This is a genomic window from Ensifer adhaerens, from assembly GCF_028993555.1.
GTDB lineage: Bacteria > Pseudomonadota > Alphaproteobacteria > Rhizobiales > Rhizobiaceae > Ensifer > Ensifer adhaerens_I.
The window spans coordinates 941,616-954,368 of sequence record NZ_CP118611.1; the positions used below are offsets into that span (position 1 = coordinate 941,616).

At 57.6% G+C, this 12,753-nt stretch carries 17 protein-coding genes and 1 pseudogene; 12 read left to right on the top strand and 6 right to left on the bottom strand.

Translation table 11 applies throughout. The features are described from left to right. Positions 1 to 41: 41 nt before the first annotated feature. Positions 42 to 1,141, bottom strand: a protein-coding gene (locus PWG15_RS24645; protein ID WP_275026689.1) for an IS3 family transposase whose coding sequence is annotated in 2 segments (ribosomal slippage) — positions 42 to 880 and positions 880 to 1,141 — 1,101 coding nt in all. Because the reading frame shifts where the segments join, the coding sequence is not laid out codon by codon here. Positions 1,142 to 1,176: 35 nt separating this feature from the next. Between PWG15_RS24645 and PWG15_RS24650 the strand changes: the two genes are divergently transcribed. After that, positions 1,177 to 2,339 (top strand): IS3 family transposase gene (locus tag PWG15_RS24650; RefSeq protein WP_425536810.1). Its coding sequence is split into 2 segments (ribosomal slippage): positions 1,177 to 1,459 and positions 1,459 to 2,339, totalling 1,164 coding nucleotides; the frame shifts between segments, so codons are not numbered across the junction. Here PWG15_RS24650 and PWG15_RS24655 read toward each other — a convergent pair. Continuing rightward, the gene (locus tag PWG15_RS24655) at positions 2,333 to 2,545 is read right to left on the bottom strand and encodes a hypothetical protein (protein ID WP_275026691.1); all 213 of its coding nucleotides are present in this window, start codon (positions 2,543 to 2,545) and stop codon (positions 2,333 to 2,335) included. The genes PWG15_RS24650 and PWG15_RS24655 overlap by 7 nt on opposite strands. Before the next feature lie 437 nt (positions 2,546 to 2,982). Between PWG15_RS24655 and PWG15_RS24660 the strand changes: the two genes are divergently transcribed. Beyond that, positions 2,983 to 3,837 carry an NAD-dependent epimerase/dehydratase family protein gene (locus PWG15_RS24660; RefSeq protein WP_275026693.1) on the top strand — a complete coding sequence of 285 codons (855 nt, stop codon included), beginning with the start codon at positions 2,983 to 2,985 and terminating at the stop codon, positions 3,835 to 3,837. Positions 3,838 to 4,218: 381 nt separating this feature from the next. Here PWG15_RS24660 and PWG15_RS36590 read toward each other — a convergent pair. Further along, a pseudogene (locus PWG15_RS36590) lies at positions 4,219 to 4,281 on the bottom strand (IS66 family transposase); the annotation flags it as partial. A gap of 232 nt (positions 4,282 to 4,513) precedes the next feature. Here PWG15_RS36590 and PWG15_RS24665 point away from each other — a divergent pair. Together PWG15_RS24665 and PWG15_RS24670 are read left to right on the top strand one after the other, a co-directional pair. Continuing rightward, positions 4,514 to 4,792 (top strand): hypothetical protein, encoded by a 279-nt coding sequence (locus PWG15_RS24665; protein WP_275026694.1) that lies wholly within the window; start codon positions 4,514 to 4,516, stop codon positions 4,790 to 4,792. Positions 4,793 to 4,844: 52 nt separating this feature from the next. Beyond that, positions 4,845 to 5,312: a hypothetical protein gene (locus tag PWG15_RS24670; RefSeq protein WP_275026695.1), complete on the top strand. Its 468-nt coding sequence runs from the start codon at positions 4,845 to 4,847 to the stop codon at positions 5,310 to 5,312. Between the two features lie 178 nt (positions 5,313 to 5,490). On the opposite strand, the gene PWG15_RS24675 is transcribed toward PWG15_RS24670, so the two are convergent. Further along, positions 5,491 to 6,144: a hypothetical protein gene (locus PWG15_RS24675; protein WP_275026696.1), complete on the bottom strand. Its 654-nt coding sequence runs from the start codon at positions 6,142 to 6,144 to the stop codon at positions 5,491 to 5,493. A gap of 224 nt (positions 6,145 to 6,368) precedes the next feature. On the opposite strand from PWG15_RS24675, the gene PWG15_RS24680 reads away from it, so the two are divergent. Then, positions 6,369 to 6,875, top strand: a complete 507-nt coding sequence (locus PWG15_RS24680) for a lysozyme (RefSeq protein ID WP_275026697.1) — start codon at positions 6,369 to 6,371, stop codon at positions 6,873 to 6,875. Positions 6,876 to 6,938: 63 nt separating this feature from the next. Here the strand turns inward: PWG15_RS24680 and PWG15_RS24685 are convergent, their stop codons facing one another. After that, positions 6,939 to 7,115, bottom strand: a complete 177-nt coding sequence (locus PWG15_RS24685) for a hypothetical protein (protein ID WP_275026698.1) — start codon at positions 7,113 to 7,115, stop codon at positions 6,939 to 6,941. A gap of 64 nt (positions 7,116 to 7,179) precedes the next feature. On the opposite strand from PWG15_RS24685, the gene tnpA reads away from it, so the two are divergent. From tnpA to PWG15_RS24720, 7 genes are all read left to right on the top strand, one after another. After that, positions 7,180 to 7,650: an IS66-like element accessory protein TnpA gene (tnpA, locus tag PWG15_RS24690; RefSeq protein ID WP_275026699.1), complete on the top strand. Its 471-nt coding sequence runs from the start codon at positions 7,180 to 7,182 to the stop codon at positions 7,648 to 7,650. Beyond that, positions 7,647 to 8,003, top strand: coding sequence for an IS66 family insertion sequence element accessory protein TnpB (gene tnpB, locus PWG15_RS24695; RefSeq protein ID WP_275026700.1), 357 nt, complete (start codon positions 7,647 to 7,649; stop codon positions 8,001 to 8,003). Before tnpA ends, tnpB begins: the two co-directional genes overlap by 4 nt. Positions 8,004 to 8,051: 48 nt before the next feature. Continuing rightward, complete coding sequence (tnpC, locus tag PWG15_RS24700; RefSeq protein WP_275026701.1) at positions 8,052 to 9,626, top strand: IS66 family transposase; 1,575 nt, start codon at positions 8,052 to 8,054, stop codon at positions 9,624 to 9,626. Next, positions 9,623 to 10,189, top strand: a complete 567-nt coding sequence (locus tag PWG15_RS24705) for a UPF0149 family protein (RefSeq protein WP_275026702.1) — start codon at positions 9,623 to 9,625, stop codon at positions 10,187 to 10,189. The genes tnpC and PWG15_RS24705 overlap by 4 nt, the downstream gene beginning before the upstream one ends. A gap of 96 nt (positions 10,190 to 10,285) precedes the next feature. Beyond that, complete coding sequence (locus PWG15_RS24710) at positions 10,286 to 10,633, top strand: hypothetical protein (RefSeq protein ID WP_275026704.1); 348 nt, start codon at positions 10,286 to 10,288, stop codon at positions 10,631 to 10,633. Then, positions 10,630 to 10,932, top strand: coding sequence for a hypothetical protein (locus tag PWG15_RS24715; protein WP_275026705.1), 303 nt, complete (start codon positions 10,630 to 10,632; stop codon positions 10,930 to 10,932). Before PWG15_RS24710 ends, PWG15_RS24715 begins: the two co-directional genes overlap by 4 nt. A 190-nt stretch (positions 10,933 to 11,122) precedes the next feature. Then, complete coding sequence (locus PWG15_RS24720; RefSeq protein ID WP_275026706.1) at positions 11,123 to 11,734, top strand: sulfotransferase family 2 domain-containing protein; 612 nt, start codon at positions 11,123 to 11,125, stop codon at positions 11,732 to 11,734. A 113-nt stretch (positions 11,735 to 11,847) separates the two neighbouring features. On the opposite strand, the gene PWG15_RS24725 is transcribed toward PWG15_RS24720, so the two are convergent. Further along, the gene (locus PWG15_RS24725; RefSeq protein WP_275026708.1) at positions 11,848 to 12,138 is read right to left on the bottom strand and encodes a hypothetical protein; all 291 of its coding nucleotides are present in this window, start codon (positions 12,136 to 12,138) and stop codon (positions 11,848 to 11,850) included. Positions 12,139 to 12,753 lie beyond the last annotated feature (615 nt).

A 12,753-nucleotide genomic window follows, 5' to 3' on the forward strand; every position in this document is an offset into this window, starting at 1 on the left:
CCCTCCAGTTTTCGGGAGAGTCTTGGGTTTTCAATCTGGCCTCATGCGGCCTGTTTTTCCAGAACGATTTTCATTGCGAACTCATAGGGCGTGATATTGCCCAGAGAGGAATGTGGTCGATTTCGGTTGTAGTCCTCCTTCCATTCGGTGATGTCTATCCGCGCTTGTGCCAGCGATGAGAACAGGGTTTCGTTGAGGCATTCGTCACGGAAGCTGCCATTGAAGCTTTCCACGAAACCGTTTTGCATCGGTTTGCCTGGTGCGATGTAATGCCATTCGACGCGCGTGCCTTGGCACCACTTGAGAACGGCCATGCTCGTCATCTCCGTGCCGTTGTCGGAAACAACGATCCGTGGCTTTCCGCGCCGGGCGATGATGGCATCCAGTTCCCGTGCAAGCCGCACCCCTGAGAGCGATGTGTCGGCGACCAGCGCCAGGCATTCGCGGGTGAAGTCGTCAACGACAGCCAGGACCCGAAAGCGACGACCATCCGTGAAAGCGTCGCTGACGAAGTCGAGGCTCCAGCGCTCATTGGGACGCGACGGCAATGCCAAAGGCCGTCTCGTGCCCAAGGCACGCTTGCGACCGCCACGTTTGCGCACGGTCAGCTTCTCTTCCCGATAGAGACGCCGGAGCTTCTTCAGGTTCATGACGATCCCCTGCCGATCCAGCATGACGTGAATGCGCCGATAACCGAAACGACGGCGCTCGGACGCCACCATCTTCATAGCTTCACGGATATGACCGTCATCGGGCCGGATGCTGCGGTATCGCACGCTCGACCGATCAATGGACAAAACCTCGCACGCCCGACGCTGGCTCACACCATGCTTCTCGCAGACATGAGCTACAGCATCCCGCTTCACATCGGGCGTCACCATTTTTTTGCGGCAACATCCTTCAAAATGGCATTATCGAGCATGGTCTCGGCCAACAGCTTCTTCAGCTTGGCGTTCTCATCTTCCAGAGCCTTCAGCTTGCGGGCATCGGAAACCTCCATGCCGCCAAACTTCGCCTTGTATTTGTAGAAGGTCGCCTCGGATATACCGTGCTTGCGGCAGACATCGGCCGTCTTCAAGCCGTTCTCCTGCTCCTTCAAAATCCCGATAATCTGTTCGTCCGTGAACCGTGAATGCTTCATGCCCGTCTCCTCGCCGTGACGGACTCTACCAAAATTTGGAGGAAGATCAGGGTCTCAGGTCACAGATCATCGAGGAGAGCTATGCCCCAGGGGAGACGGTTTCCTCTGCGGCTCGGCGGCATGGAGTTGCGCCAAACCTTCTCTATCGCTGGCGTCGGCTCTTGAGCGAGGGAGGTGCGGTGGCGGTGGACTCCGACGAGCCGGTAATCGGCAATTCTGAGGTGAAGAAGCTGGAAGATCGAGTGCGCGAGCTTGAGCGCATTCTCGGACGCAAGACGCTGGAGAACGAGATTCTTCGCGAAGCCCTTTCCAAAGCCCAGTCAAAAAAACCGATATCGCGGCCGATATTGTTGCCGAAGGGCGGTTCCCGATGAAGGCGGTGGCGGAGGCCTTACACGTGTCGCGTTCTAATCTCTCCGAACGTCTGAAGGGCAAGTCCAAGCCTCGCGGACCCTACCTCAAAGCGGACGATGCCGAGCTGCTGCCTGCCATTCGCAAGCTGGTGGATGCCAGGCCAACTTATGGCTATCGGCGGATCGCTGCCCTTCTCAACAGGCAGCGGCGGGCCGCCGATCAGCCGGTCGTCAACCGCAAGCGGGTCCACCGCATCATGGCCAACCACGCCATGATCCTTGAGAAGCACACCGCCGTGCGCAAGGGCCGCGTCCACGACGGCAAGGTCATGGTGATGCGGTCGAACCTTCGTTGGTGCTCCGATGGCCTGGAGTTCACCTGCTGGAATGGCGAGGTGGTCCGCCTTGCTTTTATCATCGACGCGTTTGATCGAGAGATCATCTCGTGGGCGGCGGTCGCCAATGCCGGGATCTCCGGTTCTGACGTCCGCGATATGATGTTGGAAGCAGTCGAGAAACGCTTCGGTGGCACGCGTGCCCCACATGCCATCGAACATCTGTCCGATAACGGCAGCGCCTACACAGCAAGGGAAACCAGGCTGTTTGCTCAGGCCCTCAATCTGGTCCCGTGCTTCACGCCGGTCGCCAGCCCTCAATCAAACGGTATGTCGGAGGCTTTCGTCAAAACCCTGAAACGCGACTACATACGTATCTCACCCATTCCCGACGCCGACACAGCGCTCCGGAACATCGATGGATGGATCGAGGATTACAACGAAATCCATCCGCATTCAGCGCTGAAAATGGCATCCCCAAGGGAATTCATCAAAGCATTGTCTCAATAGCTGACTTGTCTGGCGAAATGGGGGGCACTCCATTCTGTAGGTATTGCCTTGCAGCCAAACCGGCGATATTTGCCATCGCCGACAAGGTGGTTTTCTACTCCAGTTTTTTGCTTAAAGTTGCCCATGCCTAATCGTTTAGCAGTCAGTTTGCGGTAGCCCATCGCAGACGCTTCGAGGATTAAGCTATTGTTCACTAACCAAGACATGAAACTCATTCGAAGGGCATTGAACGAGATCGGCAGGTGCCGCAAAGATGCATTCGTCGGAGCCGATAGTTTGCGACTTAGGTCTCCTTGACGCACACCTTATTTCGAGCACGCAGGCACAACGTCTCATGGTTTGCTTCTATAGTGACGTCGGCTCGCACTCGGCTGCTGCTCGTTTGGGCGATGGCACTCTTCGTTTGATGCGGAACTGGGTTAGGAATATCAACTCTCACGGACCGCCGGGCTAATGCACGGAAAACGTGATAGTCTATGTTTCGAGCGCAAGATTGCGAGCACAACTTGCGCGCTGCGACGCCATCGAGCAATACCGCACAACAATTAGCATAGGTCAAGAAATGGAATTTGGTCCCTTATCAGACATGAGATGTGTCGTTCTTGGAGGAGGTGGCTTTATAGGTACCCATCTATGTCGGAAGTTGAAAGGTAAGGTCGCAGGTTTGAAAGCGTTTGGACGCCGCCAGAGCTTCCCAGAGGTATTGAAGGATGTGGACTGGTTTCAAGGGGATTTCAACGACCCATCAAGTTTAGCCGCGGCGATTGAGGGTTGTGATGTTGTCTTTCATCTTGTGAATGCTACGACGCCCGCGAGCGCGAACGTCGACAAGGTGGCGGATGTCAGGTTGAACGTCACCGGATCCCTTCAAATGCTGGAAGTGTGCAGAGCGCAGAATGTTAAACGTGTCATTTTTGCTTCCTCGGGCGGTACAATATATGGAATTCCCGAGATACTTCCGACCCCGGAGGATGCTTCTTGTTGGCCTTTGACGTCGTACGGAATCTCTAAGCTCTCGGTTGAGCGCTACCTTCACTTATACTCTTACCTCTACGGGATCGACTACCGAGTTGTGAGAATTGCAAATCCATTCGGGCCGTTCCAAGTAGCATCTAAAAATCAAGGTGTCATTGCGGCGTTCCTCCGTCGGATGCTTTCAGATCAACCGGTGGAAGTATGGGGCGACGGTAGCGTCGCGCGAGATTATGTTTATATCGAGGATGTTGCCGACGCGCTGGTTCTAGCCGCAAAGCACGTCGGTGAGGACAAAATATTCAATATTGGAAGCGGAGTCGCGCGTACTATCAATGAAGTCATCGAAAGTTTGGAAACTGTCACGGGCAGGCGATGTCGGGTGATCCGCCGCGAAGGGCGTATGGTTGATGTCCCTATCAGCGTACTTGACGTGGGCCGTGCGCGACAGTCGCTAAGATGGGAGCCGCAGACGCAGTTCGAAGAGGGGTTAGAGCGCACTTTCCGATGGCTCCTGCAGAAATAGTAGCCTCGGCAATAGAGGCATTGCAGCCTGTAACTTCACCAAGGGATGCTGGTGCCTTTGACCGTGCCGCATTTACGGTCTTACTGGTGCTGCGCTCATGGGGTTGAATGACCAGGCTTAGAGATTGCCACCCGGCTATCACGCGCTGGGCTCATTGACTTCGCGCCCAACGTCGAATTGTTCATCGCGTGATCGCCTCCAGCATGATCGCGAGATCGTGCGCGCCATCTCCCCGCGTCTGGCGTGGGGCGTGAAGATCTCTTGCGTAGCGCAAGTGGCCAGCATAGCGCTAAGGTCTTCAATGCTCAGGGTTCTTCTGCCGCCGCGCCCAGGAGGTACAAAGGTGCGTCGGGGCGATGACAAGTTAAACCGTTAAACCCGTGCGAAGAGCCATGACTTCCTTCCAAGTGCAAAGCCTCGCAGTGCCCGCTCGGCAGCATTGTCAAAGGGTATGGTGTTTGCGGCGCCCTCGGTGATCCGAAGAAATACATGAGGTACGATCGGGCACCGGGATAGGGGCGCTGGGAGCATGAAACGGTGGCAGGCCGTCCTGACAGTGAGTTGCGAACTCGAGTTGTTACTTGGCCGCCCCTACGACTTGCCCGGCTGCGCTGCGAGTGCGAATCCGTAGATGTCGTGTTTTCCACCGGCTCCCACTACCGGAAGGAGATGAAACATGCGCGTGGTTGGAATGGACATTCATCGTTCGTTCGCCCAAGTCGCGATTTTGGACAACGGCAGCATCGTCAGCGAGCGGCGCGTCGAACTCGTCCGAGATCGATTTCTTCGATTTGCGGCGTCACTAAGAGGGGACGACGAGGTCGTGATCGAGGCAACCGGTAACAGCACGGCGGTCGAACGGCTCTTACGGCCATATGTGAAACGCGTCATTGTGGCGAACTCCCCGTCTCGTGAAGGCCATCGCCTGGGCTCGGGTCAAGTCAGACAAAGTTGACGCCGCCACCTTAGCAAGGCTCCACGCCGGTGGCCTGCTGCCGGAGGTATGGGTGGCCGACGATAGTACGACAGTGCGGCGGCGACAAATTGCCGAGCGCATGGGTGTGCTGGCGCAGCTTGTCCGAACGAAGGGTCGGATTCAGGCCATTTTGCACGCCAATCTGATCCCCAAATACGACGGTCATCTGGGCTCCGCAGGGCGGAAATGGCTAGCGCAAAATTGGGGCGCGTTTGGCTCCAAGCCTGCCGTGGCGATGGGTTACCTCGACATAGACGCCCTTCCGAGCGTGTTCGTTCTAAATGCCAAAGAGGTTGTGCTCTTTGAGAGGGCGTCGACTGCGTTCAGGGAAGTGACCGGGGGTCAGTTTCCTGATGCTATGGACGATCTGGCAGAAGCGGGCCGATGTCTGGCATTCAACCGCAATACCGCGGCGGTGTTTCATTTGATGCGGGCCATGGAGTTCATTCTTCGTAAGGTCGTCGCCGAGGCGGGTGGAGACATCTTGAACAAGGTATGAGAACCGATCGTGTGGAGTAAGGCTACCGAGGTACTCGATACGAAAATCAAGATGATGTCTGGTTCTGAAAAGACTGCATGGTCCGAGGTCGGGCTGCATTCCGATGCGTCAAGGATGCTTGGCGTAATCCAACCATGCACCCTGACAGAAAGTTCAACTCTGAAGACGCCCTACAGATCTACGAAGCTACCAAAACATTTGCCGCCGGTGCGGCAGCTGTTGTCCGCCAATAGCTGCGATTTTCTTCATCGTAGAAAGACAGGTCGAACGTAAATTTCTCCGCAACGCGTTCCCACTGGTCGTCGGTGAATCGCACCGGAGGTCCGCTGTAATTGCGGCGATGTTCGCGCTTGAGGCCGATATCCCCAAAGCCATCAGCCGAGAGCGAGAAACGGCTAAGAAAGCGCGGAAGATCACTTGCAAGGCTTTCGTAGCGCAAGACGTCGGTTAGGAGCAGATTCCCGCTCTCGTCGCAGTAGCGGGACTGTTCCGGTTGACAGTCGGAAATGGCGTCATCCAGTGAATAGGACGAGCCGCTGCGGTCCAGCTGCATGAAGTAAAACGAGAGGATCTTCTCGAATGGGTTTCGGATGACGCCGAACCTTGTCAAGGTAAAGAACTCATCCCCCAAGACGTCGCGGATCTGAAGGGCGGTCATATGGTTGAAGAAACCGTCGTGGTTTCGCGGGATGTGGCTATCCGGCCCAGGGGGGAAAATCGGCGTAACAACCGCACTGCCTTCGAGTTGGGGCGCGAGCAGCGCCTCAAGCGACGTGCCGGCGACCTTAACGCCCTTTACAAATAGGATTCGTTTTTCCCTCGATAGCAACATTTTAGACCTCACTGATGTTTGCCAGTGAGCACATAGAGCAGGACAGCAACCGAGAGTCGATTAGTCGACGCTTATTCAAATCTGCGTTTTGGCCCTTTCCCACAAGGAAAATCACAATGACCCCGATCGCCAACTAGCGGGCGGTGCTTCGCTATGCGTGGAGCATCCGTCTATCTCGGGACCGCTACCAGTCGATACGCTACCGACCACCACAGGAGACCTGAATGAGTAAACGAGCCGCGAAGGCGCTTGCGGGCGCCGCCGGCGCGATTTCGCTTGCGATCACGGCGCTGATACAGCCGTGGGAGGAGCGGTCGCTGAAGGCGTACCCTGACATCGTCGGCGTCTGGACGATATGCGACGGCGAGACCAAGGGCGTGAAGCCTGGCATGGTCAAGACTAATGCCGAGTGCGACGCCATGTTGTTGAATCGCGTCGAGCAGGATTTCTATCAGCCACTGACGAAGTGCATCGCTGGATACACCGGCCTGCCGCTTAGCCTGCAGGCGTCGCTGCTGTCGGCATCCTACAACGTCGGCGTCGGCGCCATTTGCAACTCGACTGCGGCACTTCTGGCCAAGGCCGGCGACCACCGCGGCGCGTGCGAGGCGGTGACACGGTTCAATCGTGCAGGCGGCAAGGTCGTGCGCGTGCTGAAGCTTCAGCGCGAGTTCGGCGACGCGAACCGCATGGGCGAACTCGAGCTATGCCTTGAAGGGCTGCGCGCATGATTGGCTTCAGTAAGCCCGCCGGCTATGTGCTTGGCGCACTGGCTGCCGTATTCGCGCTCTGGCTCATCTATAGCGCCATCGACAGCCGCGGCTACGACCGCGCCGCCCTTGGGCGAGGGCGCTCTTGCGCAGGCGCAACTTGAGCGGCTGTGGATCACTGACCGCCGGCGCCTGCTGGAGTGCTATCGCCGGCACCTGGCGCTGCGCGATTTCGTAGTCGATCGTGAGCGCGACGAACATCCCACCTTTCCTTTTGTGATTGAGGCCGCGAGATAAGCTCCTTCATCGATAGGAGCGGAACGGGATGGTTGGAGATCGCGCTGATGCCATGCTTGAAGTCATGGATGAAGGCATGCATGAAGCCAGGCATGAGGGAAAGTATCGTCGGATCGAGGTGATCACCGGTCGACGCCAGCGGCGGAATTGGACTGACGAGGAGAAGGCGCGGATCCTTGCGGAAAGCGCAGAGCCCGACGTGAACATCTCGGCCGTTGCCCGGCGCTGGGGCGTCAATCGCGGCTTGCTGAACGTCTGGCGTCGGGAAGCTGGGCTGACCTTTCGTCGCTTTGCCAAGACCTGCGCGCAGCAGGCCATGTTCGTGCCGGTGACGGTGGTTGGCGATCGAACGTCTCCCGAGAGCTCGCCATCGGATGTCGCCCACTACGCCGCGGGTCGTATTGAGATCGAGTTTGCCGGGGCACGCATGACCGTGATCGGCTCGGTGGCGCCCGAGTTGGCGCAGGCGATGGTGGCGGCTTTGCGAGCACGCCGGTGATCGGACTTTCGCCGAATGGCGTGAAAATCATGGTGGCGACACAGCCGGTCGACTTCCGGCGCGGCATGAATGGTCTGGTGGCCCTGGTGGCGTCAGCGCTTTCGGCTGATCCCTATTGTGGCGACGTGTTCGTGTTCCGCGCCAAGCGTCTCGATCGCCTTCGCTGCATTTATTGGGACGGATCAGGCATGATCCTGGCGACGAAATGGCTTGAGGCGGGCAAGTTCGTTTGGCCGCCGATCCGCGATGGCGGGATGCAAATGAGTAGCCAGGAGTTCTCGCTTTTGCTTGCCGGCATTGACTGGACGCGGGTCAAACGAAACGCCGTAAAGCGGCCGACGAAAGCAGGCTGATCCTATTGGTTTTGCTTGAAGATTCAGGCCTGTATGGTAGGGTCTGCCATGCCGCTTCGACCCGACCCCTTGCCTCAGGATGCCGCGCAATTGAGCCGGATCATTCTCTCGCTCGATGCAGAGAATGCCGACCTCAAGGCGCGCGTTGCCTTCCTGGAGCAGCAGCTCTTTGGGCCGAAATCGGAGAAAATGACGACGCTCGACCCGGCGCAGGTGACGCTCGATCTTGGCGATCTCAGCGACATTCCCGAGGCGGCCAATGATGATGTTGCGCCCGTCGCCGAGGAGACAACGCAGGCTCGACGGGCGCCGTCGCGTAACATCGGCCGTTTGCCCAAGCACCTTCCGCGGTATGACGAGGTCATCGAGCCGGAGAGCAAGCTTTGCCCGTGCTGTTCGTTCGAACTGCATTGCATCGGCACGGATGTCAGCGAGGCGCTCGACATCGTGCCGGCGGTTGTCCGGGTCAAACGGACGCTCCGGCCGCGCTATGCCTGCCGGGCCTGCGAAAGCGTCATCGTGCAAGCGCCCGCGCCGGCGCGTGTGATGGACGGCGGCATGGTGACCACAGCCTTCGCTGCCCATGTCGCCGTTTCGAAGTTTGCCTGGCATTTGCCGCTGCATCGCCAGGCGCAGATGCTTGCCTCCTGCGGCGTGATCATCGATCGCGGCACGCTTGGCGCCTGGGTGACGCGGGTCGCCTGGTGGCTCGAGCTTCTCTACGACGCACTTACCGCCTTCATCCGCTCCCAGCCGAGGGTGTTCTGCGACGAGACGCCGCTTCCGCGGCTCGATCCGGGGCGCAAACGCACCAAGCTTTGCCAACTTTGGGCGCAGGCGGTCGACGATCGGCCATGGAATGGTCCGGCGCCGCCGGCAGTGGCCTATATCTTTGCCGAAAGCCGCAGCGCTCGTGAGGTCGAGGGGCAATTGTCGTCGTTTGCCGGCGTGCTTCAAGTCGATGGCTATCAAGCCTATAAAACCTTGGCCAAACGCCGGGGGAAGAGCAATGTCGCCCCCATGCGGCTGGCCTTCTGCATTGCCCATGCGCGACGCAAGTTCGTCGATGTCGTCAAGCTGACCGGCTCCTCGGAGGCGCTGTCGATCTTGGCCAGGATCGCCGAGGTCTATCGCATCGAGGCGAAACTGCGCGGCGAAGGTGCCGAGACCCGGCTTACGGTACGGCGCCGCGAGACAGCACCCATCATGAGCGAACTGAAGGTCCAGCTCACCGAACTGAGCGACGAGGTGTCGGCAAAATCGGCGCTGGGCAGGGCCGTCTCCTACACGCTCAATCACTGGAGCGGGCTGGCAGCCTTCCTGGAGGATGGTCGGATCGAAGTGGACTCCAATGTGGTCGAGCGTTCGATGAAATCGGTGGCCCTGACGAGGAAGAACTCGTTGTTCGTGGGCAATGAGCGCGGTGGCAAGACCTTCGCGGTCCTGGCATCGCTCGTCAACACAGCAAAGCTCAATAGTGTTGACCCCGAGGCCTGGTTAGCCGATGTGCTGGAACGCATCATCTCCGGCAAAGTGAAAGCCAGCGAGATGGAGGGCCTTTTGCCGTGGAACTGGAAGGCTGAGCGCGAGGCGCTGACAGAGCAGGAGCGACGGGCGGCATGACGCACAACAGCCAGGGGACGACGACCGCACGACCGAAGCTTGATGATGTGGCGTTCGAGGCGTTTATCAGGGCACGTCGTCCGGCATCGCCAATCTGGTCAATGAGCGGTCTCGATGGCTATCTCACGGCTCTCATCATCGGCCCAAAGTTCATCGACCCACGTCAGTGGATCCCGGAGCTAACCGGCCCAGAGGCCCTGAATATGCCGATGGAAACAACCGAACATCGGGCCGTGCAGACGATCGTTGCGGAATATAACCGCATCTCGGCCAGCCTTTCCGAAACACCGAAAGACCACCGGCCCAAGTTCACCAGGATCGATGATCAGACCTTTGATCCATTCGATTGGGACCTCTGCTTTCTGCTAGGAACAAGGTACGCGCCGAGGCTTTGGCAGCCGGTCCTTCGAGGTCATGCCGGGACTGGCGATATCGTCGCGCCCATCCGCAGGCTCGGCGAGGCAAAACGGAAAGCGACCCGCCAGGATGCTGCTGACGTCGCCGAAGCACTCGTCAATATCCGAACCTACTTTATGCCGAAGCGGGCAAAGCAGAAGTTCTGACCGAGAGCCAGAAACCTATACAGTCAATCACGAAAGCCGTGGGCCATTCGTTGCGCTCACAGTCGATCGTGACGACGCACTGCGGGGTGGTGTTTGATGGCGACCAAAGCTGTAAGTTTCATACTGGACGCTGGCGGACTGCCGGCCCAGCTATCGGCGCTTTCCGGGCTTGCCAAGCGACTTCCTGAAGTTCGCGACGGCTTGCTCGGCCTTCTTGATTCGGGAGAGGAGCTTGTCCGCTTCGACGTTGATAGCGGATCCGCAACCATCGCAAACGAAGTTATCGTTCGACCTTATCCAAGCGATGCTCTTTTCGGTCTTCTCGCCGCACTCGGGGCAGGGGATTCCGATCTCTTGCTGTTCGAACACGAAACGTCTCCAGAAGTTGCGACGATCAATGAGAGCACAACGTATCATTATCCGCAATCTGGGGTCCGTCCATGAACATCACCGCTGAGCTCGTAGGCTTCATCATCACCGTTTTCGGCGCGATCTCGGGTGTGTGGTGGCGCGTCGAGAGCAAGATCAACTCGGCCGAGGACAAGGCTGAGAAGGCGAGCGCTGATCTGGCTGCGTACAAGTTGCATGTCTCTGAAACGTTCGCCACTAAGGCTGGACTTCAGGAGCAGACCGCGCAACTGCTTCGCGCCATCGAAGGTGTCGGCAACCGCATTGAAGGGCTGACGGAGCGTATGGATCGCGTATTCGAGACCAGAACTTCCAGCCGCCGAACGTCGAACTAATCAAGGCCCTCTCCTTAATTGGGGAGGGCCTTTTTTGTTGCTGCAGATCGCTTGTTTCTTATTGTTCCGGCGCTGCTTATGGGGCCTGGTTTCGCACCCCTAACAAGAGCGGAGGAGGGCAGCCGAGGCGATAGTTGCTCCAATGCGCGGGATGAGTTAGCGTCCCCTCAATTTTGAGGGGAAAGCCGGCATGATTTCAGAGAAATACAATTTTTTGTTTATTCACCGCGGGAAAAGCGGGGGTAATTCAATCAACGAAGCACTCTTGTCGTTGTCGGAGGACGAGAAGACAGTAGATTCATCGTTTCAGGATGGTGTAGACCGGTTTGGTATTTTCAGTCGCCGCTACGGGACAAATAAACACACACCGCTTCGTCAGTACAGAGAGCGAATCCCGAAGGATGTATTTGAAAGACTGTTTAAATTCTCCGTTTTAAGAAACCCATATGCTAGGCTTGTCAGCGCTTACTTCTCTCCACACCGAATTGCCCAGGGAGCGTCTCCTGAATTCAATCGGGATGAATTCATTCGGATCATTGAGACAGAGGGGACTTTCCGGGAGATGGCATGTCTTTCAGACAAAGGCGAGCTGGACGGAGATATCGACCGCGTATTGAGATTTGAGGCCCTTCAGGAGGATTTTGGAACACTCTGTCGAGATCTGAATTTGCCATATATTTCTTTGAACCACCGGAACGCCAGCGGCAAACGTAGCTACCGAGAGTTCTATGATGATGAGTTAAAGGCGATGGTTATCGACCGTTTCGGCGAAGAAATCGAGTTTGGTGGCTACAGTTTCTGATCGACAGGGCTGGAACGCGCCCAATTGAGGCAATGCGCTCGACGCTGACCTGGGAGCTTCATGAGGCCTCCCAGCACGTGCTTCCTCGCTTTCGCTTCCAATGATGCCGACCTTCACTCCTTCCCATCCAGGATAATCCGCAGAATCCGGATCATGTCGGCCGCATCAAGAAGCGCGGCCTTTACCTGATTATGCGTGCGAAGCTCGATGCCCACCGCAGTCGTCTGGAGGTCGATCACCGGGTCCACCTCGGTCTTGCTCTGAGGGATGCCAACTTGTTCGCGCATTTCACGGATGGTGACCACCGCACGCTCGAGCAGCCGGCGCTTTTCGAAGTTGGTCAGGTGTTCGACCTGGTTGGCCGCCCAGACGAGCTCGGAGATGAAGGCGGTGGTGAGGGACATGACTGGCAGCGTACATCGCTGCCACCTGGCGTCAATGCGGACCGACTGACGCAGCGGCCCCCAGAGCGCGGCAGTGCTTGGGGCGGGTAGCGCGCTCTGGAGGCCTAGCGTCAATGGTGCGGTTTGACGCTCAACTAGCAATGGCAAAGCCACTTAGGTTTGGCAACGCAATTCGGACCATTTTCAAAAGAGTCAGACTTAAGTCCTAGATTGACAATTACTCTGCCCGCCCAGTGGCTTAGCTGGACGTTCACGTATGTTCATCCATCGCTTGGGTGATAGGCAGCCATTCGATCCTCTTTCGTGCCGCGACCGTTCTGCACTCGTTCAAGTATATTTCAGAAGTTGCAGTTTTAACGTAGCAAAACCGACTGCAGGAAGTGCGGCAAAAGAAGAGCCCCACCTCCGCCCGTTTACGTCGATGGAGCTCCACCTTGACCCGGAGGGATCCTGGATCATCGGTAAGCGTAATAACGGGGTGCCGTCCGAAAGGTTCCTCAAAGAAATGGCCCCCGTCACGAGGGGCCAAAGAGAGAGGTACTGTTCCAACGAACCCTAGCTGGGGGAAGGGGACCACTCGGGCTCGTATTGTAAACCGCCATCGTGGCGACTGGT

Excerpts from the sequence above, each read along its gene's own strand:
- PWG15_RS24720 (WP_275026706.1), top strand. The coding sequence starts at position 11,123 with ATGATTTCAGAGAAATACAATTTTTTGTTTATTCACCGCGGGAAAAGC.
- PWG15_RS24705 (WP_275026702.1), top strand. The coding sequence starts at position 9,623 with ATGACGCACAACAGCCAGGGGACGACGACCGCACGACCGAAGCTTGAT.
- PWG15_RS24680 (WP_275026697.1), top strand. The coding sequence starts at position 6,369 with ATGAGTAAACGAGCCGCGAAGGCGCTTGCGGGCGCCGCCGGCGCGATT.
- PWG15_RS24725 (WP_275026708.1), bottom strand. The coding sequence starts at position 12,138 with ATGTCCCTCACCACCGCCTTCATCTCCGAGCTCGTCTGGGCGGCCAAC.
- tnpC (WP_275026701.1), top strand. The coding sequence starts at position 8,052 with ATGCCGCTTCGACCCGACCCCTTGCCTCAGGATGCCGCGCAATTGAGC.
- PWG15_RS24665 (WP_275026694.1), top strand. The coding sequence starts at position 4,514 with ATGCGCGTGGTTGGAATGGACATTCATCGTTCGTTCGCCCAAGTCGCG.
- PWG15_RS24710 (WP_275026704.1), top strand. The coding sequence starts at position 10,286 with ATGGCGACCAAAGCTGTAAGTTTCATACTGGACGCTGGCGGACTGCCG.
- PWG15_RS24655 (WP_275026691.1), bottom strand. The coding sequence starts at position 2,545 with ATGTCTTGGTTAGTGAACAATAGCTTAATCCTCGAAGCGTCTGCGATG.
- PWG15_RS24675 (WP_275026696.1), bottom strand. The coding sequence starts at position 6,144 with ATGTTGCTATCGAGGGAAAAACGAATCCTATTTGTAAAGGGCGTTAAG.
- tnpA (WP_275026699.1), top strand. The coding sequence starts at position 7,180 with ATGGTTGGAGATCGCGCTGATGCCATGCTTGAAGTCATGGATGAAGGC.
- PWG15_RS24685 (WP_275026698.1), bottom strand. The coding sequence starts at position 7,115 with ATGTTCGTCGCGCTCACGATCGACTACGAAATCGCGCAGCGCCAGGTG.
- PWG15_RS24715 (WP_275026705.1), top strand. The coding sequence starts at position 10,630 with ATGAACATCACCGCTGAGCTCGTAGGCTTCATCATCACCGTTTTCGGC.